General features: G+C 65.4%; 21 protein-coding genes, 1 tRNA gene and 1 pseudogene. 13 read left to right on the plus strand and 10 right to left on the minus strand.

Annotation, left to right across the window (positions count from 1 at the left end):
• Positions 1 to 41: 41 nt before the first annotated feature.
• A pseudogene (locus tag ACTJI1_RS14790) lies at positions 42 to 761 on the minus strand (NAD(P)-dependent oxidoreductase); the annotation flags it as partial.
• Positions 762 to 879: 118 nt separating this feature from the next.
• Positions 880 to 1659, minus strand: coding sequence for an alpha/beta fold hydrolase (locus ACTJI1_RS14795; RefSeq protein ID WP_440743226.1), 780 nt, complete (start codon positions 1657 to 1659; stop codon positions 880 to 882).
• Between the two features lie 52 nt (positions 1660 to 1711).
• Between ACTJI1_RS14795 and ACTJI1_RS14800 the strand changes: the two genes are divergently transcribed.
• Entirely contained in the window at positions 1712 to 2125 is a 414-nt protein-coding gene (locus ACTJI1_RS14800) for a MarR family winged helix-turn-helix transcriptional regulator (RefSeq protein ID WP_440743227.1), read from the plus strand.
• A 1-nt stretch (position 2126) separates the two neighbouring features.
• Here ACTJI1_RS14800 and ACTJI1_RS14805 read toward each other — a convergent pair whose 3' ends face one another.
• Complete coding sequence (locus ACTJI1_RS14805; protein ID WP_440743228.1) at positions 2127 to 2924, minus strand: SDR family oxidoreductase; 798 nt, start codon at positions 2922 to 2924, stop codon at positions 2127 to 2129.
• Entirely contained in the window at positions 2921 to 3340 is a 420-nt protein-coding gene (locus ACTJI1_RS14810; RefSeq protein ID WP_440743229.1) for a nuclear transport factor 2 family protein, read from the minus strand. Before ACTJI1_RS14810 ends, ACTJI1_RS14805 begins: the two co-directional genes overlap by 4 nt.
• Before the next feature lie 55 nt (positions 3341 to 3395).
• On the opposite strand from ACTJI1_RS14810, the gene ACTJI1_RS14815 reads away from it, so the two are divergent.
• The 8 genes from ACTJI1_RS14815 (at position 3396) to ACTJI1_RS14850 (ending at position 9317) form a co-directional block, all read left to right on the plus strand.
• The gene (locus ACTJI1_RS14815; protein WP_440743230.1) at positions 3396 to 4028 is read left to right on the plus strand and encodes a TetR/AcrR family transcriptional regulator; all 633 of its coding nucleotides are present in this window, start codon (positions 3396 to 3398) and stop codon (positions 4026 to 4028) included.
• Between the two features lie 161 nt (positions 4029 to 4189).
• Entirely contained in the window at positions 4190 to 5362 is a 1173-nt protein-coding gene (locus tag ACTJI1_RS14820; RefSeq protein ID WP_310132092.1) for a PP2C family protein-serine/threonine phosphatase, read from the plus strand.
• Positions 5362 to 7314 (plus strand): glycosyltransferase family 2 protein, encoded by a 1953-nt coding sequence (locus ACTJI1_RS14825; RefSeq protein WP_440743231.1) that lies wholly within the window; start codon positions 5362 to 5364, stop codon positions 7312 to 7314. The genes ACTJI1_RS14820 and ACTJI1_RS14825 overlap by 1 nt, the downstream gene beginning before the upstream one ends.
• Positions 7311 to 7643, plus strand: coding sequence for an STAS domain-containing protein (locus ACTJI1_RS14830; protein ID WP_310132089.1), 333 nt, complete (start codon positions 7311 to 7313; stop codon positions 7641 to 7643). The genes ACTJI1_RS14825 and ACTJI1_RS14830 overlap by 4 nt, the downstream gene beginning before the upstream one ends.
• On the plus strand, positions 7636 to 8046 hold the full coding sequence (locus tag ACTJI1_RS14835; protein ID WP_310132088.1) for an ATP-binding protein: 411 nt from the start codon (positions 7636 to 7638) through the stop codon (positions 8044 to 8046). Before ACTJI1_RS14830 ends, ACTJI1_RS14835 begins: the two co-directional genes overlap by 8 nt.
• A gap of 127 nt (positions 8047 to 8173) precedes the next feature.
• Positions 8174 to 8497, plus strand: a complete 324-nt coding sequence (locus tag ACTJI1_RS14840) for a hypothetical protein (RefSeq protein ID WP_310132085.1) — start codon at positions 8174 to 8176, stop codon at positions 8495 to 8497.
• A gap of 4 nt (positions 8498 to 8501) precedes the next feature.
• Positions 8502 to 9158, plus strand: coding sequence for a DUF2510 domain-containing protein (locus ACTJI1_RS14845; protein ID WP_440743232.1), 657 nt, complete (start codon positions 8502 to 8504; stop codon positions 9156 to 9158).
• 70 nt (positions 9159 to 9228) lie between these two features.
• Positions 9229 to 9317: transfer RNA gene (locus ACTJI1_RS14850), tRNA-Ser, on the plus strand.
• 47 nt (positions 9318 to 9364) lie between these two features.
• Here ACTJI1_RS14850 and ACTJI1_RS14855 read toward each other — a convergent pair.
• Genes ACTJI1_RS14855 through ACTJI1_RS14865 form a run of 3 tightly spaced genes read right to left on the minus strand, consistent with a single transcriptional unit; the run spans position 9365 to position 11128 of the window.
• The gene (locus ACTJI1_RS14855; RefSeq protein ID WP_440743233.1) at positions 9365 to 10489 is read right to left on the minus strand and encodes a tyrosine-type recombinase/integrase; all 1125 of its coding nucleotides are present in this window, start codon (positions 10487 to 10489) and stop codon (positions 9365 to 9367) included.
• On the minus strand, positions 10489 to 10716 hold the full coding sequence (locus tag ACTJI1_RS14860) for a helix-turn-helix transcriptional regulator (RefSeq protein WP_363316228.1): 228 nt from the start codon (positions 10714 to 10716) through the stop codon (positions 10489 to 10491). Before ACTJI1_RS14860 ends, ACTJI1_RS14855 begins: the two co-directional genes overlap by 1 nt.
• Positions 10717 to 10768: 52 nt before the next feature.
• On the minus strand, positions 10769 to 11128 hold the full coding sequence (locus tag ACTJI1_RS14865; protein WP_440743234.1) for a hypothetical protein: 360 nt from the start codon (positions 11126 to 11128) through the stop codon (positions 10769 to 10771).
• 250 nt (positions 11129 to 11378) lie between these two features.
• On the opposite strand from ACTJI1_RS14865, the gene ACTJI1_RS14870 reads away from it, so the two are divergent.
• Together ACTJI1_RS14870 and ACTJI1_RS14875 are read left to right on the plus strand one after the other, a co-directional pair.
• Complete coding sequence (locus ACTJI1_RS14870; RefSeq protein ID WP_295118291.1) at positions 11379 to 12113, plus strand: helix-turn-helix domain-containing protein; 735 nt, start codon at positions 11379 to 11381, stop codon at positions 12111 to 12113.
• A 4-nt stretch (positions 12114 to 12117) separates the two neighbouring features.
• A complete protein-coding gene (locus ACTJI1_RS14875) occupies positions 12118 to 12588 on the plus strand; it encodes an NUDIX hydrolase (RefSeq protein WP_440743235.1) in 471 nt (156 codons plus the stop codon).
• Here the strand turns inward: ACTJI1_RS14875 and ACTJI1_RS14880 are convergent.
• Both ACTJI1_RS14880 and ACTJI1_RS14885 read right to left on the minus strand, forming a co-directional pair.
• Positions 12576 to 13151, minus strand: a complete 576-nt coding sequence (locus tag ACTJI1_RS14880; RefSeq protein ID WP_440743236.1) for an HD domain-containing protein — start codon at positions 13149 to 13151, stop codon at positions 12576 to 12578. The two genes, ACTJI1_RS14875 and ACTJI1_RS14880, sit on opposite strands and share 13 nt — an antisense overlap.
• Positions 13152 to 13422: 271 nt before the next feature.
• Positions 13423 to 17781: an nSTAND1 domain-containing NTPase gene (locus ACTJI1_RS14885; protein ID WP_440743237.1), complete on the minus strand. Its 4359-nt coding sequence runs from the start codon at positions 17779 to 17781 to the stop codon at positions 13423 to 13425.
• Between the two features lie 78 nt (positions 17782 to 17859).
• Between ACTJI1_RS14885 and ACTJI1_RS14890 the strand changes: the two genes are divergently transcribed.
• Together ACTJI1_RS14890 and ACTJI1_RS14895 are read left to right on the plus strand one after the other, a co-directional pair.
• Positions 17860 to 18660 carry a hypothetical protein gene (locus tag ACTJI1_RS14890; RefSeq protein ID WP_440743238.1) on the plus strand — a complete coding sequence of 267 codons (801 nt, stop codon included), beginning with the start codon at positions 17860 to 17862 and terminating at the stop codon, positions 18658 to 18660.
• A gap of 58 nt (positions 18661 to 18718) precedes the next feature.
• Positions 18719 to 19165, plus strand: a complete 447-nt coding sequence (locus ACTJI1_RS14895) for a hypothetical protein (protein WP_440743239.1) — start codon at positions 18719 to 18721, stop codon at positions 19163 to 19165.
• On the opposite strand, the gene ACTJI1_RS14900 is transcribed toward ACTJI1_RS14895, so the two are convergent.
• Positions 19135 to 21816: an AAA family ATPase gene (locus ACTJI1_RS14900; protein WP_440743240.1), complete on the minus strand. Its 2682-nt coding sequence runs from the start codon at positions 21814 to 21816 to the stop codon at positions 19135 to 19137. The two genes, ACTJI1_RS14895 and ACTJI1_RS14900, sit on opposite strands and share 31 nt — an antisense overlap.
• Between the last annotated feature and the right edge of the window lie 372 nt (positions 21817 to 22188).

The raw sequence follows: 22188 nt of genomic DNA on the forward strand, positions 1-22188 counted from the left end.
TCCCGGTGGAGGTCCGCGGATGCGTCGAGCACCGGCGACGGGGTCGCGCTCGCACGCGCCAGCGCGGCGACCGCATCCAGCTCCTCCACGACCCGATCGACGCCGAACGTCTCCAGGTAGTCGCCGCGGAACACCTCCGGCACATGACGGCTGAGGGCTATGCTGCTGCCCGCGCTCTGTGCCAGGAGCGCCTGGAGGTGCTGCGGCTCGAGGCCGTGGGCCTCGCCGATGAGCAGGGCTTCGCCGGCCGCGACCGCGTTCGCGAACCACAGCGCGTTCGCCAGCAGTTTCACGATGTGCCCGTCACGTGGATGCGGCCCGCAGACGCGCATTCCGTCTCCCGTTGCCAGACGGCTCAGGACGGGCCGCGCCCGCTCGACGGCGTCCGGTGCGCCGCCGATGTAGAACGTGAGCGTACCGGCGGCGGCGTCGGCCGGACCGCCGCCCATCGGCGCTGCGACGGCATCCATGCCTCGCTCTGCCGCGTCGTCGGCCAGGGCGGAGGCTCGGGCCGGGTCGCCGGAGGTGAGGTCCAGCCAGAGCGCTCCCTCGGGCAGAGCGGGGAGCGCCTGGCGCACGGCCGCATCCAGTTCGTCCGGTCCCGGCAGCACGGTCACGAGCACGTCGCTCGACGCGGCGAGGGCCGTCACCGAGTCCATCCAGGTCGCACCGCTGGCCTCCACGGCCTCGCGGCGGGAGGCGTCGAGGTCGAAGGCGGCGGCGCCGAGGGGTGCGAGCCGGGCGAGCACTCCCGAGCCCATCCGGCCGACACCGACGACACCGATACGGACGCGGGGCGACGACGACGAGGGATGCACCGTTTCACACTGGCACAGCGGATCGTCGCGATCCAGGCGGCCAGATGTGCCGAACGGGCGGTCAGTTCAACCGCGCCAGGAACGGGTCGATGACCGCCCACGTCGCCGCGGGGTTCTCGAGATGCGGCAGGTGGCCGGCCTCCGGAATCTCGGCGAACTCCGACGTCGGGATCGCGCCCGCGACCGCACGGCCGTAGGCGGGCGTCACGATGCCGTCGCTCTGCCCGTACACGACCAGGGTGGGCACGTCGACGCTCACCAGCCGGGCGAGCAGCGTCGGGTCGCTCATCGAGCGCCCGGCGAGGACGGCCATGGTCCGGCCGTTCGACTGCTGGATCGCGCGCTGCTCGCCGGTGAGACCGGCGGGGTCGACGAAGCCGCGCTCGGGGTCGTGCCACGCGGCCTCCGCGAGGCCGCGGGCGTCGAGGGCGAAGAAGTCAGCGATCGGTTCGCCGTCCACAACGGCTCCGACGCCGTCGATGTCGACGACGGCGCGAAGGATGCCGGCGTACCTCGTGCCGGCAGCGGCTCGGATCGCCAGCTCGAGCGCGATCCAGCCGCCGATAGACGACCCGACCACCGTCACGTCGCGCGTCCCGTCGGCGAGCAGGCGTTCCAGGTAGGCGTCGGCGAGGTCCGCCACTGACCGGAGGTCGTCGGGGAGCGGCGTCCCGTTCCAGCCGGGGTGGGTGGGGGCGAGAACGCGGTGCGTTGCGGCCAGATGCGACACCAGCGGCGCGACGGTCTGGGGACCGCCACCGCCGTGCAGCACGAGGGCGGCAGGTGCGTCGGGTTCGCCGGTGGGGAGCAGCTCGAAGTCGGGAGGAAGCGAAGGGCTCATGGGTTCATCCTAAATCAACATGTTTATATACGCGTGTTGATAAGGTAGCACTGTGAGCACCGATCTGAAAGCACTGGGGCAGGCGATCAAGCGGGCGCAGTATCGCGACCACCGCACCATGGACGCCGCCCTGCAGGAGATCGGCGTCTCCCTGGTGCAGTGGCATGCGCTGCGGGCGATCGACCGGACGCCCAACGCCTCCGGGCACGACCTCGCGGTGACGACCTTCCAGAGCGATCAGGCGTTCAGCACGCTGGCGAATCGCCTCGTCGACCGCGGCCTGATCGTGCGGGCCGCCGGCCGCGGGCGTCGCATCGAGCACGCTCTGACCGAGGAGGGGCGACGGATGCTCGCCGCCGGGCACGCGATCGCCGACGACATCCTCGCTCAGCTCTTCAGCCCGCTCGACGAGGGCGAGCGGGCGACGCTCTCCGGCCTGCTGCAGAAGTTGCTCGCCGACGCCTGATTCAGCGGCGGCCCGGGTCGACGTCCATCCCGAGCGCGGCTCGATTCTGGCGCGCGAACGCCGGGTTCACGGGACGCGCCGTCACGGCCAGAGCGCGGAGGACGGGGCGTGGCACATGGCGGAGCGAGCCGGACCAGTGCCGTTCCTGCTGCACCGACCGGGCGAGCTCGTTCATCGTGATCGGCTCGCCGGCGATCTCGATCGTCTGACCGCGGGATGCGGGGTCCCGCGTCGCGCTCACCACCGTGTCGGCGACCTCGGCGGCCGAGACGAACCGGATCGGCCGGTCGCCCCGGCCGAAGACGAGAGGGCGACCGGTGGTTCCGGCGGTCTCGGCGAGGATGGCGCGCCAGGTCTCGAGGTAGGCGGGCGCTCGCACGATCGTCCCGGGGACGGTGCTCGCGAGCAGGTACTGCTCGGCGGCGTACTTGGCGCGGAAGAGGTCGAGGGGATGGTCCGGAGCGGCGCCGCTCACCGACATCAGGACGAACTGCGCTCCGGTCGCTGCTGCCGCGTCGATCAGGTTCGCGTTCCCGCGCTCGTCGATCTCTGCCGGACCGGCCCCGCGGCCGCCCAGGAATCCGTGCACGGCCGAGACGACCACGTCGGCTCCCGCCACGGCCGCATCCAACCCCTCCGGTCGGCGCACATCGGCGCCGGTCACTTCCACGGCCGGGTCGAGCAGCGCCCGGGCGCGGTCCGCATCCCGCACGAGGACAGCGACACGCTCGCCGAGGTCGAGGAGGCGGGTGACGATCAGGCGCCCCAGCAGTCCGCTTCCTCCGGCCACGACGATCATGACGCGCTCTCGTGCACCTGCGTCGCGACCGCCTGATCGACGGTGGACGGCGTCTCGTCGACGGGTTCCAGGTAGAAGCGCGCGGAGACCGCGCGATCTCCGTCCAGCGTGAAGACGATCACGCCCCGCATGAGGTGCGTCGTGCCGTCGAGACGCGTGCCCGACATCTCCCACTCGGACCACACGTCGTCCCCGTCGGCCGCCTGCCGGAGGATCGTGGCCCGGATATCGGGCACGAAGGCGAAGATCCGGCCCCAATTGCTGCGCACCTGTGCGGTGCCGTCGAAGCCGCGGCCGGGATGCGCGGGCGTCTCGTTCCGGTAGCCCGGCGCGAAGCAGCCGACGAGCGCGTCGAGGTCGTGGCGGTTCGTCGCATCCCGAAGGCGGTCGAGGAACCCGGTGGTGTCTCTGGACATTGCTGCCTCGATTTCGTTACAGTCATCTGTAACTATTTCGAGTATGGGGCGTGGCATGGCGGGCGTCAAGCGGCAATACGACAGCGGGGCCCGGCGCGCGCGAGCGGAGCAGGTGCGAGCGCGCATCCTGGACCACGCTCGCGACATCCTCCTCGCGGACGGGTACGCCGGGCTCTCGATCCCGGCGGTCGCTCGCGCCTGCGAGATCTCGGCCGAGTCGGTCTACAAGCGGTTCCCCGGGCGGGCGGCCCTCACCCGCGCGGTCGTCGAGGAGGCGCTGCGCGGGCTGGGGCCGGTGGATGCGGAGAGCCGATCGGACACCCTCCCTGCGGACGACCTGCCCGCCCTGCTCGACGGGTGGGGACGCCTCACCGCCGAAGTCTCTCCCCGGGTGGCGCCCGTCCTGCTCCTGGTCGACGCGGCCGCGGCCCACGACCCCGAGCTGGCGGAGCTCGCCCGGGCGCTCGCCGATGACCGGCGCACGCGGATGGCGCACAACGCAGGCCGCCTGCTGGAGGCGGGGCACCTGCCCGCGGAACTCTCCCTCGAGCGTGCGACGGACATCCTGCTGGTCTACAGCTCGCCGCAGCTGTACGACATGCTCGTCGTGCGGGGCGGCTGGGGGCTCGACGAGTACGCGCGATTCGTGAGCGCGGGGATCGCAGCGCAGTTGTCGGCGGCTGCCTGATCGCATTTCGCGGCCCACCCGCGCGTCATCAAGCGGCGTCGACCGGAGTCTTAGTACATGAAGGGTTGATCGGGAACCTTTCGCTCACGGCGTCCCGCCTGGTGCACCCCCCTGCGCCGGGCGGGACTAGCCGAGGGTAGACGCGTCAGTACGATAGGCGCATGGCAGTCGATACCGAGTCGAGGCAGCAGACGGAGGTTCGGCGCCAGCGGGCGCTGACCGGCCTGGGGATCCTCGACACCGCACCGGAGGCCCGGTTCGACCGGGTGACGCGTCTCGCCCAGCAGTTGTTCGGCGTGCCGATGGTGAGCATCACCCTGCTCGACGGCGACCGGCAGTGGCGCAAGTCGCAACTCGGCCTCACACAGGAGGCTCCCCGCGAGGGGGCGTTCTGCGACGCCACGGTGCAGCAGGATGCGGCCCTGATCGTGCAGGACGCGTCGGAGGATGCGCGGTTCAGCGACAACCCGTTCGTGCTCGGCGACCCGCACCTCCGCTTCTACGCGGGGGAGCCGCTGCACGTCGCCGGCGGGGAGGCGGTCGGGACGCTGTGCGTGCTCGACACCGTGCCCCGCGAGCTGACGCCGGAACAGAAGCGGGTGCTGCGCGACCTCGCGGACTGGGTGCAGTCCGAGCTGGAGCGGGACGACGAGCTCGACCGCGCGGCCATCGCGCAGAAGGGCCTGCTGCCTCGGCGGAAGCCCGCGGCGCCCGGATACGAGGTCGCGGCGGCGTGCGAGCCGTCGCGCGGCGTCTCGGGCGACTTCTACGACTGGTACGACGTGGGCGACGACTTCTGCGTGACCGTCGCCGACGTGATGGGCAAGGGGATGGCGGCGGCCATCGTCGCGGCGTCGGTGCGCACTGCGCTGCGGAGCGCCATGGACCTCGCGGACCTCGAGGCCTCCGTCGAGACGGCCTCGCGCGTGGTCGAGGAGGACCTCGACCAGCTGTCCACGTTCGTCACGCTGTTCCACGCGCGCGTGCACCCCGACGGCGCCGTCGACTACGTGGATGCCGGCCACGGCCTGGCGCTCATCGTCCGCGACTCCGGCGGCTTCGACCGGCTGGACAGCGGGGCGATCCCACTCGGGATCCCGTCCTTCGGACCGCGCGCGCCGCAACGCGCGCAGCTGGGCCCGCGCGACGCGCTCCTGTGTGTCAGCGACGGCATCCTGGACGCCCTGGGCGGGGACCACGCGCTGACCCGGTTGGAGGCGATCGTCCGCGGCTCCGCGACGGCGGCCGGCGCGGTCTCGCGCATCGTCGGCGCCGCGCGGAACGGCGTCCCCATCGACGACATGACGGCCGTGCTGGTGCGGAGGAGCGCCTGATGCGGCCGGTGCTGCTGCGGGTGATCGGTCTCCTGGCCGTGCTCGCCGGCCTCAACTACGTCGTCTGGCGCTGGCTGGCCTCCGTCAACTGGGAGGCGTGGTGGATCGCCGTGCCGCTGGTGATCGCGGAGACGTACAGCCTGGTGGACACCTTCTTCTTCGCGCTCACGATGTGGCGCGTCCGCATCCGCAAAGGGCCGGAGGCGCCGGCGGCCGGGACCGCCGACGTCTTCATCACGACCTACGACGAACCCGTCGACCTGGTGATGACGACGGCCTCCGCCGCTCAGCGCATCCGCTACCCGCACACCACGTGGGTGCTCGACGACGGCGCGCGCCCGGAGATGCGGGCGGCCGCCGAACGGCAGGGTCTCGGCTACATCACCCGCACGGACGACTGGACGGACAAGCCGCGCCACGCGAAGGCGGGCAACCTCAACAACGCGCTGTTCCAGACCGAGGGCGAGTTCCTGCTCATCCTCGACGCCGACCAGATCCCGAAGCCGGAGATCCTGGATCACACGCTCGGCTACTTCGCCGACCCCGAGGTCGCGCTCGTGCAGACCCCGCAGTTCTTCTCCAACGTCGACGAGGCCGATGTGCTCGGCAACCAGGCGCCCCTGTTCTACGGGCCGATCCAGCAGGGCAAGGACGGCTGGAACGCGGCCTTCTTCTGCGGCTCGAACGCCGTGCTGCGGCGGGATGCGCTGATGCAGCTGGGCATCTCCGGCTACGTCCGCGACGTGGAGAACACCGTCCGCACCTCCCTGCGGGCGGCCGACCGGATGCTGGCGAAGGCCGCGCGCTCGGCGCGGACCGACCCGGAGGCGGCAGGCCTGGTGGCGCAGCTGCGCGACCATGTGCGCGCCGCATCCGAGAGCCTGCGCGCCGGAGACAGCGTCGGCGAGGTCACCTTCCGCCTGCGGGAGGAGGTGGATGCGGTGTCCCGCGCGGCCGTGCGCAGCCATCTGACCTCGGTCGAGGAGGACCTCGCCGCCATCGCCGAGCTTCCGCTGCAGGCCGACTCCGAGCTGCCCGCGTTCGTCGTCGACGAGGCCGCGTTCGAGCGGCTCGCGGAGCGGGACTGGTCTCCGCTCGGGGCGATCGAGTCCGTGCAGAGCATCACCGAGGCGCTCGCCGTCGACCGTCCCGACGAGGCCCAGCCCGTCATGCCGATGGCCACGATCTCCGTGACCGAGGACATGGCGACCGCCATGCAGCTGCACGCGAACGGGTGGCGCAGCGTCTACCACCACGAGCTCCTCGCCACGGGCCTCGCCCCGGAGGACCTCGGCACGATGCTGAAGCAGCGGCTGCGCTGGGCCCAGGGCACCCTGCAGGTGATGCTCAAGGACAACCCGCTCCTGAAGCGCGGCCTCGACGCGGGCCAGCGGCTCATGTACTTCGCGACCATGTGGAGCTACCTGGCGGGCTTCGCGGCGGTCGTCTACCTCGCCGCGCCGGCCATCTACCTGCTCGCGGGCGTCATGCCGGTGACGGCGTGGAGCGTCGACTTCTTCGCCCGGTTCATCCCCTACTTCGTGCTGAGTCAGCTGATGTTCCTGGTCGGCGCTCACGGCATCCGCACCTGGCGGGGTCAGCAGTATGCGCTCGCGCTGTTCCCACTGTGGATCAAGGCGTGCTGGACCTCCGCCGCCAACGTGTGGTTCAAGCGTCCGCTCGGCTTCGTCGTCACGCCCAAGGAGCGCCGGGGGCGCGCGCCCATCCCGTGGCGGGAGATCTGGCCGCAGCTGACGGCGATGGTCGTCCTGGTCGTCGCCGCGATCGTCGGAGTGCTGCGGGTCATCGCCGGGACCGCGGACGGCGTCGGTACGCTCGTCAACACGGTCTGGGTCGTCTACGACCTCGTCGTGCTCAGCATCATCCCGCGCGCCGCCCTGTACCGGGGTCCGGCGGCCCCCGCCCTCGAGAAGGAGAGCCCCCTGCCATGAAGATCACGTCGAGCGTCCGCCCGGACGGTGTGGCCGTGCTGGTCGCGGAGGGACGCATCAACATGGTCACCGCGCCGGAGCTGAAGCGCGAGGTCCAGGATGCGGTGAACGGCGGAAACGCGCGCGTGGCGGTGGACCTGTCCGGCGTCGAGTTCATCGACTCCTCGGGGCTCGGCGCCCTGGTCAGCGGCCTGAAGACAGCGCGCACCGCGGGCGGCGACCTGCGCCTCGCATCCGCCTCGGAGCAGGTGTCGAGCGTCCTCCGCCTCACCAACCTGGACCGCATCCTGCGCATCCACTCCTCCGTCGACGACGCCTACCGTGACTGAGCCGTTCCGCGACTCCTTCCGGGCCCCGGCCGACGAGGAGACGATCGGGCGGGTGCACGAGATGTTCGAACGGCTCGCCGAGCGCCGTCCGGACCTCCCGGAGCAGGTGCGCGGCGGCTTCGAGCTGGCCGTGGTCGAGGTGGTCACCAACGTGGTGATGCACAGCAGCGACGACCGGCCGGTCCGCGTCGAGCTTGCAGTGCGCAGCACCGAGGACGGGTTGGAGGCGGTGGTCACCGACGACGCGCCGCCCGCCGCCGTCGACATCGACGGCGCCGCCATGCCCGACCCCGAGGACCTGGGGGAGTCGGGCCGCGGTCTCGCCCTGGTGACGCTGCTCGTCGACCGTTTCGAGCACGCCGCCCTCCCCGACGGCAACCGCTGGCTGCTCACCGTCGGCTGACCCGTCGGTGCGCCGGGCCCGGTCCGCTCGCCGAGATGCGAGCGCTTCGGCGATAGGATCGGCGCCAGCGCGACTGCCCGGACGGCGCCCACCTGGCGCCTCCATCCGCCTGCTGAGAGGACTCCGCATGACCGACACCCCCGTAGCCTCGTTCGAACTACTGGCCGCCCAGCTGCTGGAGGACCCGGACCTGGACGTCTCGGTCACCGCGACCGGCCTGCACGTGCACGGCCGCCTGTTCGCCTACCTCGACGGAACCGAGCTGGCGCTCGACCTGCCCGAGGACCGCGCGGCCGACCTGGTCGAGCGCGAGGTCGCGACGCCGGTCCCCGCGGGCCGCAGCGAGGCCAAGGGCGCCTGGGTGCGCATCGCGGACGCCGAGGACTGGCCCGAGCTCGCCTCCGAGTCGCACCAGTTCGTCGGGGAGCCCGCCGTCGGCCGGGAGTCCTGACCCCGTGACGAACGCGCCGTCCCCCGCGCCCGGCTGGTACCCCGACCCGCAGCGGCCGGGAGCCCTGCGCTGGTGGGACGGCGTGCGCTGGACCGAGCACGTCTCCGCGGCGCCGTCCGGCTACGCGGCGCCGTCCGGCTACGGGCCGACGCCGTACGCGCCCGCGCGGCGCCGGCCGCTCCCCGCCGAGACCCCGGTGTACACGGTGTGGATCTGGCTGGTCGCCGTCCTGCCGCTCGTCAACACGCTGCTCCTCTTCCTGCTGCGCCCGCAGCCGGCGTTCCGGCTGGATGAGACCGGCTCGCGCATCCAGCTGTCCGACCCGATGGCGCTGCTCGGCGGCCCGATGTACTTCGTGGTCGTCGGCATCGGCTGGCTCGTGACCGCAACGACGATCGTGTTCGCCTGGCTCGACTATCGCGAGCTGGTCGGTCGCGGCGTCGAGCGCCCGTTCCATTGGGCCTGGTCGTTCCTCGGCATCGTCTACCCGATCGGCCGCAGCGTCATCGTCCGCGGCGTCGCCGGCGGCCGCGGAATGGCGCCCCTGTGGGTGTCGATCGCGGTGTACGTGGTCAGCTTCGCGGTCGCGCTGACCTGGTCCGTGCTGCTCTTCGCCCAGATCCTCGGAACCGCCGCCAACAACGTCCCGCTCGGCACCTGAGAGACCCGTGTCGGACCGGCACCGCCGCGTCCGTTATGATGGTCGTCGTGCGTCCGCTCGCGGTCGCGCTGGAGACGTCGCATAGTCAGGCCTAGTGCACCACCCTGCTAAGGTGGAGTCCCCGTAAGGGGACCGAGGGTTCAAATCCCTCCGTCTCCGCAACAAAAGTGCTGATAAGCGACAGTTTATGAAGCTGTGTGGGCGCACTAGTCGAGGCCGTTCAAACTTTCAAGAACTGCGCCCCAGGACAGCGCTGGGACAGCAGGTGTGTCCAGAAGGGCGAGAGCTGCCCGGTTGGCATCAATGCCGAGGACATGAGCGTAGGTGGACAGCAGCACTGTCGGGTTCTTGTGCCCAGACCACTCGGCGGCAGTCTTGACGTCTACGCCGCGAAGCAGCCAGTACGAAATTGCGAAGTGTCGCAGCGCGTGGATCGTGAGTCCGCGGCACGTAGTCGCATTCCACTGCACTTGACGGCGGAACAAGTTTCCTCGCAACTGCTTTCCCGTTTTCGAACGAAACAGGTGTGCTCCGGGAGGAACGCCCTCAACTCGAGGGGCCACGATCTCTAAGGCCCGCGGACGCAGAGGAATCGTTCGGGACCGTACCTCGCCAGAGTTGCTCTTCAGCGTCTTTTCTGCGTAGCCGTCTGATTGTGCGCGCCATACATGTAACGCTGGCATCGGAATCTGCGCCACATCTTCAACGCGTAGCGCCCTCAGTTCCGACCACCGCAGGCCGGTGAGCCCGAGAAATTCAGTCACCTCGGCCATTGCAGGGGCAACTAGACGCTGCGCCGCGATGGTTCTCGACATCTCTTCGGGCGTCCATGTATCCGCTTTGGGTCGCGAAGGAAGGCCGACGACCACAGGCATACGAGCACCCCGGACTGGGTTCGCCGGTGCGAAATGTTCTGAGACGGCGTACTCGAATAGAGCGGAGAGGGTGACTCTCATCCGAGTAACAGTTGAACGCGCGAATCCGTCGGCCAGCAGACCCGCTAGCAGGTCGTGTACGTCGGATGCGGTGATCGTGGATACCGGTCGACGCAGCCACGTCGAAGGCACGTGGCGGAGGTTGTCCGAGTCGGTACGCCACGTGTGCGGAGACACGCGCGTCTGCCGGGCGTTGAGAAACCGAGATATCAACCCCGCGACAGGCAGCAGTGACAAGGAAGGAGAGGGAATTCCTCCCAGCGAGAGAACGCGGTACTGCTCCTTCTCCCACGCCTGGGCGTCCGCCTTTCGCTCGAATGATCGCGTTCCCACCACTACGTGGTCCAGAAAGACGCGCACACGATATTTGCCTGAAGGGCGCTTGTCGATTGCCATTACGGCATCACCACATGGGAACCCGTTAGCTCCTCGACGTCAGCTAGCCGGTACCGACGTATCCGTGGCGTGAGGTTCACGGGGCTCAGCGGACAGGTCCCTTGATCGACCAGGCGCGCGAGTGTGGTCCGGTCGATTCGGAGTATCGCTGCCGTCTCTGCCTCGGTCAGAAGTAATGGCGCAACGGTATTCGCGTTGCTCCGGTCCTGGCCCTTTCTACTGTTCATGTCGCCTCCATCTGCTCTTACTTTGGTCTGCGCTCGTGTCGTTGGCGATCAATCACTGACTGCGACTCGAGTCTTCGACATCTGGGGACGGCAGCGCTTCCAACTCGAAGCGCGCGGCTTCGAGGAACTGCGCGATCTGTTGCGCTTGCTCTGCGGCCCTTCGCACGAGGCAAGCAATGAGTCGTTCGCGAACCGATGTAAGGGAGGTCTCGTCTTCACGAAGCGATCGCTCGAAGCCTCTTGCCAATCGGCTCAGCACCTCGCCGAAGTTGTAGCCGCCGGCAGCCTCGAGATTCGCAAGGATGTCGCACAGCTCGTGCGCCGGGATTGGCCTCCCAGTAACTGTCACGCTCAAGTGGTGCATCCCGTCGAACAAGTCAATGCTGATCTCTTTTGTACTGCGCATCGTCACTCCCGGTTTCCGGAGCTGAACGCGCGGAATAGCGCTTCGTCGATGTTGCTCAGACGCATGTCCTAGTTCCTCCGTCTAGTTGCAGATGACAGTGCCGGTTGGTGCGCACAACAGTCAGTGCACACGGCCGAATCTGACAGTGGAAGGCCAGACGAGTGTCAGAATGTGTCAGAGGTTGCAGGCAAGATCTGGTTTGGGGAGCCTCATGACTGTGAATCAAAGAGCGGCTGGCGTCGGAACTGGGCGCCTCTTGGCCGAGCAGATGGATAAGCAGCGGACAAGCATCCGTGACCTCGCTTCTCGCGCGGGATGCGACGAGCGCACCGTTCAACGCGCGATCCGGGGCGAGACCACGCCCAAGACTCGGATCGCCGAAGAGATTGCTGCGGCCCTCGGCGTCACCGCTGAGGATCTATGGCCACGGTTCGGCATTCGACACGCCATTCACGACGCGACCATCGAAGTCCGATTGTTCCCGTCGCGGGCCCACGTGCCGATCGACCTATGGCGCGAGATGTTCGAAGCCGCCACCGAGCGCATCGATATCTGCGTCTACGGCGGCACATTCCTCTGGGACGCGCTTCACGGATTCACCCGCATAATCAAAGACGCGGCCTCCCGCGGCACGAAGATCCGATTTGCGATCGGTGCGCCTGATTCAGTCGGAGTCCTGCAACGCGGCTCCGAAGAGAGAATCGGCGACGCACTCGCCGCGCGCTGCAAAATGACGCTGGTGCACCTCGAACCGCTGAACGACGTCGATGGGGTTGAGATTCGCACGCACGGCACGCCGCTCTACACGTCGATGTTCTTCATCGACGACATGCTCTACGCCAATCACCACATCTTCGGCTCCCCAGCCGGCGAAAACCCCGTGATCGAGCTCCCCAGAGAGGCCGAGCCCGAGTTGTGGGACACGTACGCGGTCGCGTTTGATGCTGTGTGGAGCAGTGCAACGCCAGCCGAGTTCCCGATCGAAAGCTGAGGCAGTGGCGCGACTCGACTACTACAACGACCCTGACGCGCCGAAGGCGAACAGTGTCGTCCCATCGACCACGGCTGTAGTAATTGACGAGTGGGGGCGCATCGCGCTCGTGCATCGAAAAGACAACGGGCTCTGGGCATTGCCCGGCGGCGGCATGGAACTCGGCGAAAGCATTGAGGACTGCGCTGTGCGCGAAGTCAAGGAAGAGACCGGCCTCGACGTGGAGCTCACCGGCCTCGTCGGCATCTACACGAACCCCCATCACGTAATGAAGTACGACGATGGAGAAGTCCGGCAGCAATTCTCAATCTGCTACACGACCAAGCTGATCGGCGGCGAGCTTGCGTTCGACTCCGAGTCGACGGAAATCGCGTGGGTCGAACCCATGGAGATCGCTGCTCTGCCGATGCACCCTTCGATGAGGCTACGGATCGACCACTACCTCGAGCGACGTGATGGGCCCTACCTCGGCTGAATAGCCCCAGCGGGAGCCAACCGAAGCTGGTCCTTGATTCGGGCAACCGCGGCAAGTAACTCGTCAGACGATCGCGAGACCGCCGCATGCACCGGATCATCGCGCGAATAGCGAGAAAGGATCTCCGACACTCGCCTGTTGGCCTCGATTGGCGTCCCATCAGGCGCCGTGGTCATGTCCGCGTACGTCACCACGTCTAGGACGTCACGGGGTGGACGATCGAACTCCGCGAGCTCGGCATCAAGCCCGCGCTCGATTGCTTCGGCACTGGCTCCCGAGTGGTGGGCAATGAGTGAGACAACCAGAGCGGGCATACCCGCAGACTTGGCGAATCTCGCACCATCCACGGGATGAAAACCTGTCATAGCGATACTCGGTGCGTAGCCGACGTCATGCAGCCAAGCGGCGGCGACGATCGCATCGGCGTCTTTTGCGAGGAGCCTTGGGGCGATATTGGACGCAGTTCTCGCGACGCCAACGACGTGTGCCCAGCGCTGGGGCATAGCAACCGCCAAACGCTCGCTCGCGAGTGTTCGAGCTCGGTCGACAAGGTCCGTGTTCATCGCTACTTAGCGTAGGCGCATCGCGTGGACACGAGACCCGCAGTTACCCGAAGTCTTTATTGCCTCCTCGCGCGCATGATCCGCGCCGGGCGGCGCTTCAATTGATCGAGTGGCGAGGCTGAAGTTCTACCATTGAACTACACTCGCGCGGCCCGGAATCCCAGTAAAACACTGGGAAGTAGGGCTGCGGCCCAGACTACCCGCTCAATGGTTTTTGGCCAAACTCACCGTTTACTCACCGCTTTGGGAATTGGGGCGCATGTGTGCCGAGTTAGCGCGCCTCGTCCAGGACCTCATCAACTCGCCAGAGCTGCAACCGTACGGTCTCGTCGATGAGGTCAAGGGCAGCTTCCCGGCCTGGTCCGTCTGCAGCCCGATACAGGCGAACGAGCAAGCCCACTAGATTTCCTTCCACAGCTAAGCGGCCGCGGGCTCGCGTCCCCGCCGTTTGATTTGAAACATCGCGAACGACCACCCTGCAGAGTTCCCACGTCGCATCCGGAAGAGCTCCTGGCAACTGCTCGAGTGCGTGAAGCAGCTCATACGTTGATTCTTCGAACGCTTTGCTATGCATCAAATCGGAGACCAAGGCACTCATTGACGCCACATCCATGTCCGCAAGAAAATGGACAGCGCGAGCGGCCTGTTGGCGAACGTCGGGGCTGGGATCGTCGAACAAGATGGTTAGCAATTGTCGACCGAGCGCTGGAACTGGAGATAGCGCTTCTGCAACGCCGAGGCGCCCGCCCTGGGGCAGCGCGGTCACATCAGAGGTAACCGAGCCCAGCGCATCGTTGACAGCGCAATTGGCCCAGACCGTTCCAGCTCCCTTAGCGTTATCAGAATTCAGCGCACGGGAAAGAAGCGGAGCGAATCGCGGCGCATCCCAGAGCATTGCCCAGCGGAGTGACCGCAGGGCTGGCTCTGTCGTCAAGAGGAGGTCATTGCTGAGCAGGCCTTCGAGAAGATCTAAACCGTCGCTACGAGCGAATGAGGCAAACGCGAGGACTGCTTCCACCGCCAAGGATCGGACCGCGACAATCGGATCGTTTGCGAGACTCTCGAGCGCCGGTATGGACGCTCGCGCGCGATCATGATTGGCGAATAGGACACGCGAAAGCGTGCTTGCAGCTAGCCCGCGAGTGCTATTGATACCCGCGGAGACGAAGTCGCCGTTGAAATAGAAGCTGCCGTTGGCAGGCTTCCTAGCAAGCTCTTCGACTGGATCGAGGTCGTTGGCCAGCTTAAGCAATTGCTCAAAGAGTCCGTCGCCGAGCTCATTTGCGTAAGCATCAATCGCGGACGCGACTGCCCGGCCCGAATCCAGAGGGTGATCCAGCCGAAACTTCTCAACCAGAGGCAGGAGGGTGGACTGATCCACCTCACCCGCGACATTACGAAGGATATGTTCGGAGTAAGCGGGCGGGGCGGACGGCGGGATGTTCATCGCCAGCTCGATGAAGCGGTCTGGGTCGGCCTTTGCAAGGGCGCCCAGCAACGACGCGAGCTCATGCAGCCCGCCGAACGCATCACCATCCCTGAATGATGGTGATTCCGGCGAATTGTACTTCTCGATTGCCCGCAACCAATTCGCATCTGTCATGCGCTCGGCCGCTTGGCGATCAATGGGTGGGCGGACGAATCCGCCCGAGATCCCTGTCGGCTCTTCGGCGACCCATAACGGGAACTTCCGCTGGAGTTCATCGAGCCGCCGCGTTGCGACGCAGCTGAGCCGATTCCGGGGCAAAGCGCTGAGCATCTCAAGCTCACTAAGTCCATTCCGAAGGAGCCAATAATTCGGATCCTCAGTCGGCTCATTCAAGAAGAGGAAGGCCTCCTCGAGTGCTTCAAATCGGTCGCTTGAACACTCGCGGCTCGCCGTTTCGACCAATCGCCGCGATTCCCATCGAAAGTCCGAGATCCAACCAACCTCGCGGTGGCCTTGCGACTCTAGGATCCAATCGACCGCGCGGTCAGGCGGAGCTTCGGTCATCGCCCTGCAAACTAAGAAGTCGAGAGCACCGTTCGCATGCTTGGTCAGCCGCTCCAAGATTGGGGCGGCGCGTGCGAAATCCGCCCGGCTGAGCTCGCGCAGCGCGTCGTCGAACGCAAAATAGAGATCGTCGGCGAAGTCTCGATGGACTGATTTCGTCCGATACAGCCAGACTTGAGAACCTCCGCCGGGCGGCTGGTAGGTCGCGATTCCTTCAACTATCGGTAGCAACGTGTCCACGAACTCCGGCCCGACCCGCATCGCGAGTCCACCGATCTCCCTTGCGTCGGCTGATCGGTGCCCGCGTCGGCTTAACACGTCTTGCAGCGCCGCTCCCGCCTTGATGCCCGACTCGACTTCGTGGCCGAGCGTTGCTGCCAGTATCCGAAGCGCCCGATTCGGATCGGTTTCCACAAGTGCGTGGAAGAGGGACGTTTCGAGGACATCGAACGGCTGATTTGGCAGGTCGAGATCTCCTGCTATTGCGTGCTCCAGGACGAAGTCCCCCCACGTAGCGGAATCTGCGATGTCGGCGGCCGTCCGCAGCGCTCTTACCCAGAACTCTCCATCCGAGAGGTGAGGAGAAAGAAGCTCAAGAACTCGCTCTGGGATATCGCCCGCCAACCGTGCGATGAGGCGGGAAACGTCTTCGTTCCACGCGGGATCGGCGAGGAGCAACTCGACACCGCCGACGGAGTCTGCTGCCGCGAACCAGCTCGGGCTACCCAACAGTGACACCACTCGGCCAGCGAACGGATTGTCGATCCGGACGAGCCGACTAATCGCGTCCCAATCCGAAGGTGTCGGCGTGACGTCGGCTAGACCGGAGTACGCGATCGAAACGAGATGGGGTCGCAGATCACTGTCAGCGATTGCCAATACTTGTTCGATGAACCTGTCCCGCTCATCAGCTGCGATAAATGCCAGAAGCTGACGCAGCTGGGACCTGCGAAATAAACTCTGCCCGGTGTTCGCGAACCAACCAACTAGTTCATTGCCGCGTTCACGGAACGATTTCGCAAAGAGATAGTCGAAGAACGTCTCGTGAAAGAGAGATACTCGGCCCTCGTCCTGAACGAGAACGTTCGCCGAAACTAATGCGTCAACGTAACCGGGCGGGAACTGTTCGAGAGTGGAGATAGGAACTGCAAGCGCTTGTTCGGAGTTCATGCGCTTGATTAGCGCTGAGGAGACACCAGTCCAGTCGTCGATGTACCCGGCGAGATCGAGCCGCTTCCGAAATGTCCGTGTGAACGCATCGAAAAGGGTTGCGAGAGTCCGAAACGAAGCATCACGCTCCTGAGCCTCGAGCTCCCCGAAAACGTAGAGGTGTATCGGAAGGCGAAGGAGCTCCAGCGTGGTTGGATCGACGCTGTAGGCGTTTGTGCCGATGCGGGTAAGAAACGAGCGCACTTCCTCAACTTCAAGTTCGCCCACGGTCAACGTCGTCGACTTGTCCCCGGCAAGTTTTCGCAATCGAGGATCCTCAGCTAGATCGACTGATCGCGCCGAGAGAACTACACGCACGTTCCCGAACAATCGCGACTGGTTGAGCGCGTCGTCAACGGCGTCGTAAACGTCCGGCATACGGCCGCTGTAGCTACTCACAGCGTCGAGTTGGTCGATTATGAGAACACCGTCAAAGCCCTTAGCCGAGACCTCCGAGAGAGCTACAACCGGCGACACTCCAAGCTCGAGTGATTCCCCCAACTGTTCAGCGTTGGATGCCATCGGATTGATACGGTCGAGTCGGAGTACCGCTACGTGCCGGCCAGAAGCTGCAAGTCTTTCCGCAACTTCCGCAATTACGACTGACTTCCCTGATCCCGCTTTGCCGGCGACTATGACGAACGACGATGCGCCGTCAGTTACGGCCCTGACAGTGTCTTCGACTACCTGGCGGCGAATCACCCCGCCGCTGGGCGTAGAGCGCTGCACCGAACGCACGTGGCGCTCGAGAGAGCTACGCAGACGAGCTATCGTCGGCCCTGTCTCTAGTCCGGGACGCGGCTCTAGACCCTCTGATTTCAGAGCAGCCCACACCATTGGGGCGGTGAACGTCGTACTTCGACGTGATTCGAGGAAGTTGCGCAATGCAGCAATAGCAAGCGTGTGGCCGCGACTGATCAGAATGTCTGCGGCGAGTTCGACATACTCACGAAGACCGGCAGGGCCGTCATGGCGAACGTGAGTTTGAGTTAAGTACGAGCGAGTTTCATCTTTGTCCGCTCCCCACGCGTCTGCGAAAAGCTCCAGCGCTTCGTTGTCCCCTAGCTCCCAGAGCTCGGCTCCGGAAGACGTTGCCCTAGCCAAGTCGATGTTCCGTTCGAGTTCGGTCGATGGCTGGTTGAAGAGCAGCAGCACATCGGATCCTCCGGCATAATGTCTTCGCAGCTTCGCCAATACTCCCTCAGCGTTTAACCGCTTAGGTGTCCACTGCCCTGAAGAGCGAAACTTCACCTGATCGAAGGTGCGGCTACCGTGAACCTCCACCCAGAGTTCGGCACCATCTGCGCCGAGTGGTTCGACCGCCATCGATTGAATCTCGCCCCGCAGAAGCTGAACCATGCGGCGCAGCGTCCACCACAATTCGTACTCGTTGCCAACTTTGTCGGCAGCCCCTCCTGCAAACGCCACGACCCCGAGCGTAACTCCTGCGACCGCTTTGGGGGCGCCGAGAAGCATCCGTGACGTTAAGCCAGCTAGGCTCCCGGCATGACTGCAGCCGCAGCGGCCGACGAGGCTGACTTCGAGTCTGAAGAACTCCGCGCATTCTCGATGCTCCTCGAGAGCTTGAGAAAGGTCGACGAACTCCGCTCGACTATGAGGAGGTTCAGAGTAAGCGCGTCGTCCGCGCTAGCGGGTGATGACTTCGCAACACCGTACGAAACGCTGTCCTCCCAGGTCGAGACCAACCTCCAGGGCGCATTCGATAACGTCGGCGCGCTATCCGCACTTGTCAACGACGCGTCTCTCCTGCCTGCATTCGCACATTTCGGTCTGCTTAGAAACGCCCTAGAGATGATCGGGACTGGATTCTGGCTTCTAGGACCTCCCTCGCGCGACACTCGCATTCTTCGGTCGCTCCAGATAGCGCTCGAAGGACGACGAGACTCGACGCATGCATCCAAGGAGCTTGCGAGACAGCCTTCAAAGTTCCCGTCTGACGATCCCGTTTTATTGATTCTCGAGCAGCAGCGTGATGCGCGTCCTGGTATCGCCGGTCGAAGTCTCAACCCTCCTTCGATCTCGTCGAGACTAGGCGCTGCACAGGACTTCTGTACTGATCAGCCGTGCACCATCCTGGCTTTCTGGAGACTAACCAGTGGAGCAATGCACGGGAGGAGATCTGTGCTCAAGGAGATACTCGAGCACGAGATTCTGGAATCGAGCGACCTCGAGGTACGCACGTCGATGACCTCTGGGATAGTCGTTGTGGCCAATGTCCTCCGTCACATTGAGGTCTACCTATTCGAATTGGTCTTCTTGCTTCTTCGGAGAGCAGGGCAAGGATAGGCGGGCCCTCTATAAGGCGCGCTCGCCCGTATCAGCAGCCAGGTGGAGACTGGGAGTCGTGGAAGCCGATGAACCGTCGCCGCGGCCTTTCGGAGTTTCGGCGGAAGAAGCGATTGAACTCTGTCGCGAGTGGATGGTGTACCTCGGCGCGATTGACACAGTCGCATCGACCGGGCAGGCGAGAAGTCTCTGCGATCTCTTCAGCGCGCGCTACGTGGTGTGGGTAATTAACGATCGAGGCAACCTCGACGTCGGTCCGATCGAAACCGCGGCGACGCTTGCTGCATCCGACGGACGCAGTCCATTGATATTCCTGCAAGGCGGAGTTCGGCCCGTCGCTCAGCAACGGGCCGATGCGCTCGGTGTCGCTTTGCTCAACTATCACGCGCGCGACGGTTCTCTCGCTGGTCGTAGCAAACTCGGGCGCGAAGTGGTGAGGTCAGGCCTTGCTGACGGCCGACTTCGGGCTGAAGGTCAACGTGAAAGCGGCGACGCAATTTCCTGATCAACCCCGATCGTCTGCATCGGATCCACTTGCGCTGCGCGGATCATTTCCTGACGCGCGGCTGCACGAGACTTTTGGAGCGTCTCCTCGGCCGGCCGCCGCTGCATTGTGGCGGCGAGTTCCGACGAGGCACCCTGCGGCGTGCCGGCTACAACGACGGCCTCGTTTTTCGTCCTACCGCGGGTGAGGCCGACATAGAGACCTGCCGCATCGACACCCGGGCCGACAACGGATCGGTCCGTAGTTTCTCCCTGGACACCGTAGACGGTCGACGCATAGCCGAGGTGCATATGTGAGTGCGCGTACTCTGTCGTGACCCTCCGCAGATTCGATGAGTCCGAGGTCGAGACCAGGGTCAGGTGTGTCTCGGAGATATCGCGGACGACCCACCCCTGTCGGTTCTCGACTCCCGACGCATGGTCGTTTCGTCGTGTCTGAACCACGTCGCCGACGAAAACTCGCTGACCGGATTGGCCGGTCGCGGAGCGATCCACGCCCAATTCACCAGATGCGATTCTCCGAGCCTGTATTGCCTCGCAAATCGCCTGCGCTTCCGAATGCGTAGCGGTCACAAGCGCAATCGACTCGCCTCGATGAGACGCGTCAAACCATTCATCAACCATTATCCGTTGCGCCTCGACTTCGCTATTGGCTGCGCGAACGTGTCCAGCCCGGACCAGTTCTCCAGCGAGGTCTTGAGTCTCAATGGCACCGTTAGCGAATCGAATTCGTGCGGACAGGTCGGCCCATTCGGGGTCACGGAACCGGTGGATCTCGGTGAGCTCGATCTTCTCGAACGCGGACCGGCGGAAAAGGGCCATAGCCCCGGAGTGCCCGACGGGAAGGGCCTGGTAGTCATCGCCGACGACGGCGACAGTCGCGCCAGTGCGGTGGATGACGTCGATGAGCGCGTTGGCGGCTTCGAGGTCGAGCATGCCGCCCTCGTCAACAACGATCCGATCGCCAGGGCGGATCCGGGTTCGTGGGCCCTGGTAGTGCTGGCCGGTGGTGGGATCGGTGTCACCTGGGTGCAGCAATTTCCATTCCGTGTTACCGGCGATGCCGGTGCTCCATCGCCAGCCGTGGTCGTGAAGGAGCTGGTGGAGGCTGGAGGCGGCGCTGCTTGTTTCGCGTCCGGCGACGGTCGAGGCCTTCTTGGTGGGGGCGACGATGATCATGTTCCGCCCGTGGCGTCGCAGGGTGGCGCCGGCGACCTTGAGCATCGTGGTCTTTCCGGTGCCAGCCGCTCCTGTGATGGCCACAACGGATGCGGTCCCGGCAATAGCGGATGCGCCATCGGTCTGATCGTTATCTAGGGCTCGCGCGGGGTCGAGCGCGTGAGCCATCGCGGTGATCTCCTCGACGGTGGCCGCGGCGCCGGGCGCGGACAGCGCCTCGATTCGGTTGGCAATCGTGGCCTTCAGCGCTGCGGTAGAGGTGGCCATCCTGCACTTGATGTGTGCAGGAACATTGGGTTCGTCGAGCAGTGTGACGGTGTGGGCTCGTGCGGCGGCGATGACCTGCTCGGCGACGGTCGCGAGTTGTGTGCGCTCGGCGATAACGCCGCTCGCGGCGAGGGCGCGGAGCGCGCCGGCGCGAACGTCCATCAAGCTGAACCGGCCTCCGGTGCCGGTCGAGCGAACGTCAGCATCGACGATGGCTCTGGCAGCGAGCAGCTCGATGTCGAGATCTTCAATCGAAGTTGACGAGGTGCTGATGGCCGAGCGCTCCAGGCGGAGAGCGGGGTCGGCGGTGGCAAGCTCTTCGCGGACAAGCGCGGCCCAGTCGTCTTCGTTCAGGTCGCCGGGCTTGTTCGGTCGAGCGGCGGCCCAGGCCCATCGGTCGATCTGGTTCAACACGTCGTGGGAGGGTTCTTGTCCGGGATGCTGCTCCTTCCACCACGCTGTGCGGGCGATCTTGTTGGCTTCGATCTGCGCGGACCGCTTCGACAACGGCCGCACGAGATGCTGCAACTGGACGATCTCCCCGTCCGCGCTGAGGGTGAACCCTTTGGCGGCGAGGGCGGTGATCCAGGCGGGGTCGGTGCGGGCGGCGAGGTCGCCTTCGGCGTTGATGACGTTCTGGAACCGCAACGCAACCCGGGTGTCCACGTTGGACCATCGCCCGTCGATGCCTTGGACTTTGACGTTCAACCACAGGTGCCGGTGCTTGTGCGGGTCCAGCGACCGTGAGCGTTCATGCTTGAGCTCGACCACCTCGACTCGAGCGAGGTCTTCCCTGATGCAGCCGCCCTTCCCGCGCCGGGCGTTGAGTTCCTCCTGCCAGAGGTGGATGATGCGATCCCTCAGTCGGTCCTGGAGGTCCTCGTAAGCCGCGTTCAACTCCGGGTCCAGCATCGCCGCGATGCTGAACGACTTCGGCGCGTTGATCGTCGCGTCCAAGACGAGATCCGCATTGGGGGAGGACATCTCGAACCCGCGATGCTCACCGGTGAGTGGGTCGCCGCCATCGACCCAGGTGCGCACCTGCTTTCGTGTGAGCAGATCGTCGCGGATGGACCCGTTTTCCACGATGTAGCGGGTAATCACCGCGCCCGCGTAATCCGCGGCCGCGAGCACACCTTGCGTGGTCTTCGCAGTCAGATGGGAGTCGCAGACACCGCCGAACGCGTACGCGATCGCTTGCCTCACCCCCTGCGAGGCACCCCCTCGTTTCCACCGCGCCACACCCCCGCGCATGCCGCCCAGCATACTCGCATTCCACAGAAAGTGCCTGCGTGCACTCGCTCTTTCTCTTAGCTTGTCTTACCCTTCCTTTCTTTTCCTCCCTCTCTGCTCGCTTGTCTCTTTCGGTCTCTTTCGGTCTCTCTCTTCACTTCTCGTCTTCCTCTTTCATTCCACATGTACAACCCGTCTGTCGTCGACACCCCTACAAGGTGCGCGGCTCTTCTCATCTCGGATCGTCCCATAACGGTGTGGTCGCGATAGCCGGGCGCTTTAGGCGCCATTTCACGGTCAAGCAGCGTGCCGCGGATTTCGGTATCAGCGTTGCGACATTGCAGA

It is taken from the genome of Leifsonia sp. 22587, from assembly GCF_052044215.1.
Lineage (GTDB): Bacteria > Actinomycetota > Actinomycetes > Actinomycetales > Microbacteriaceae > Leifsonia > Leifsonia shinshuensis_C.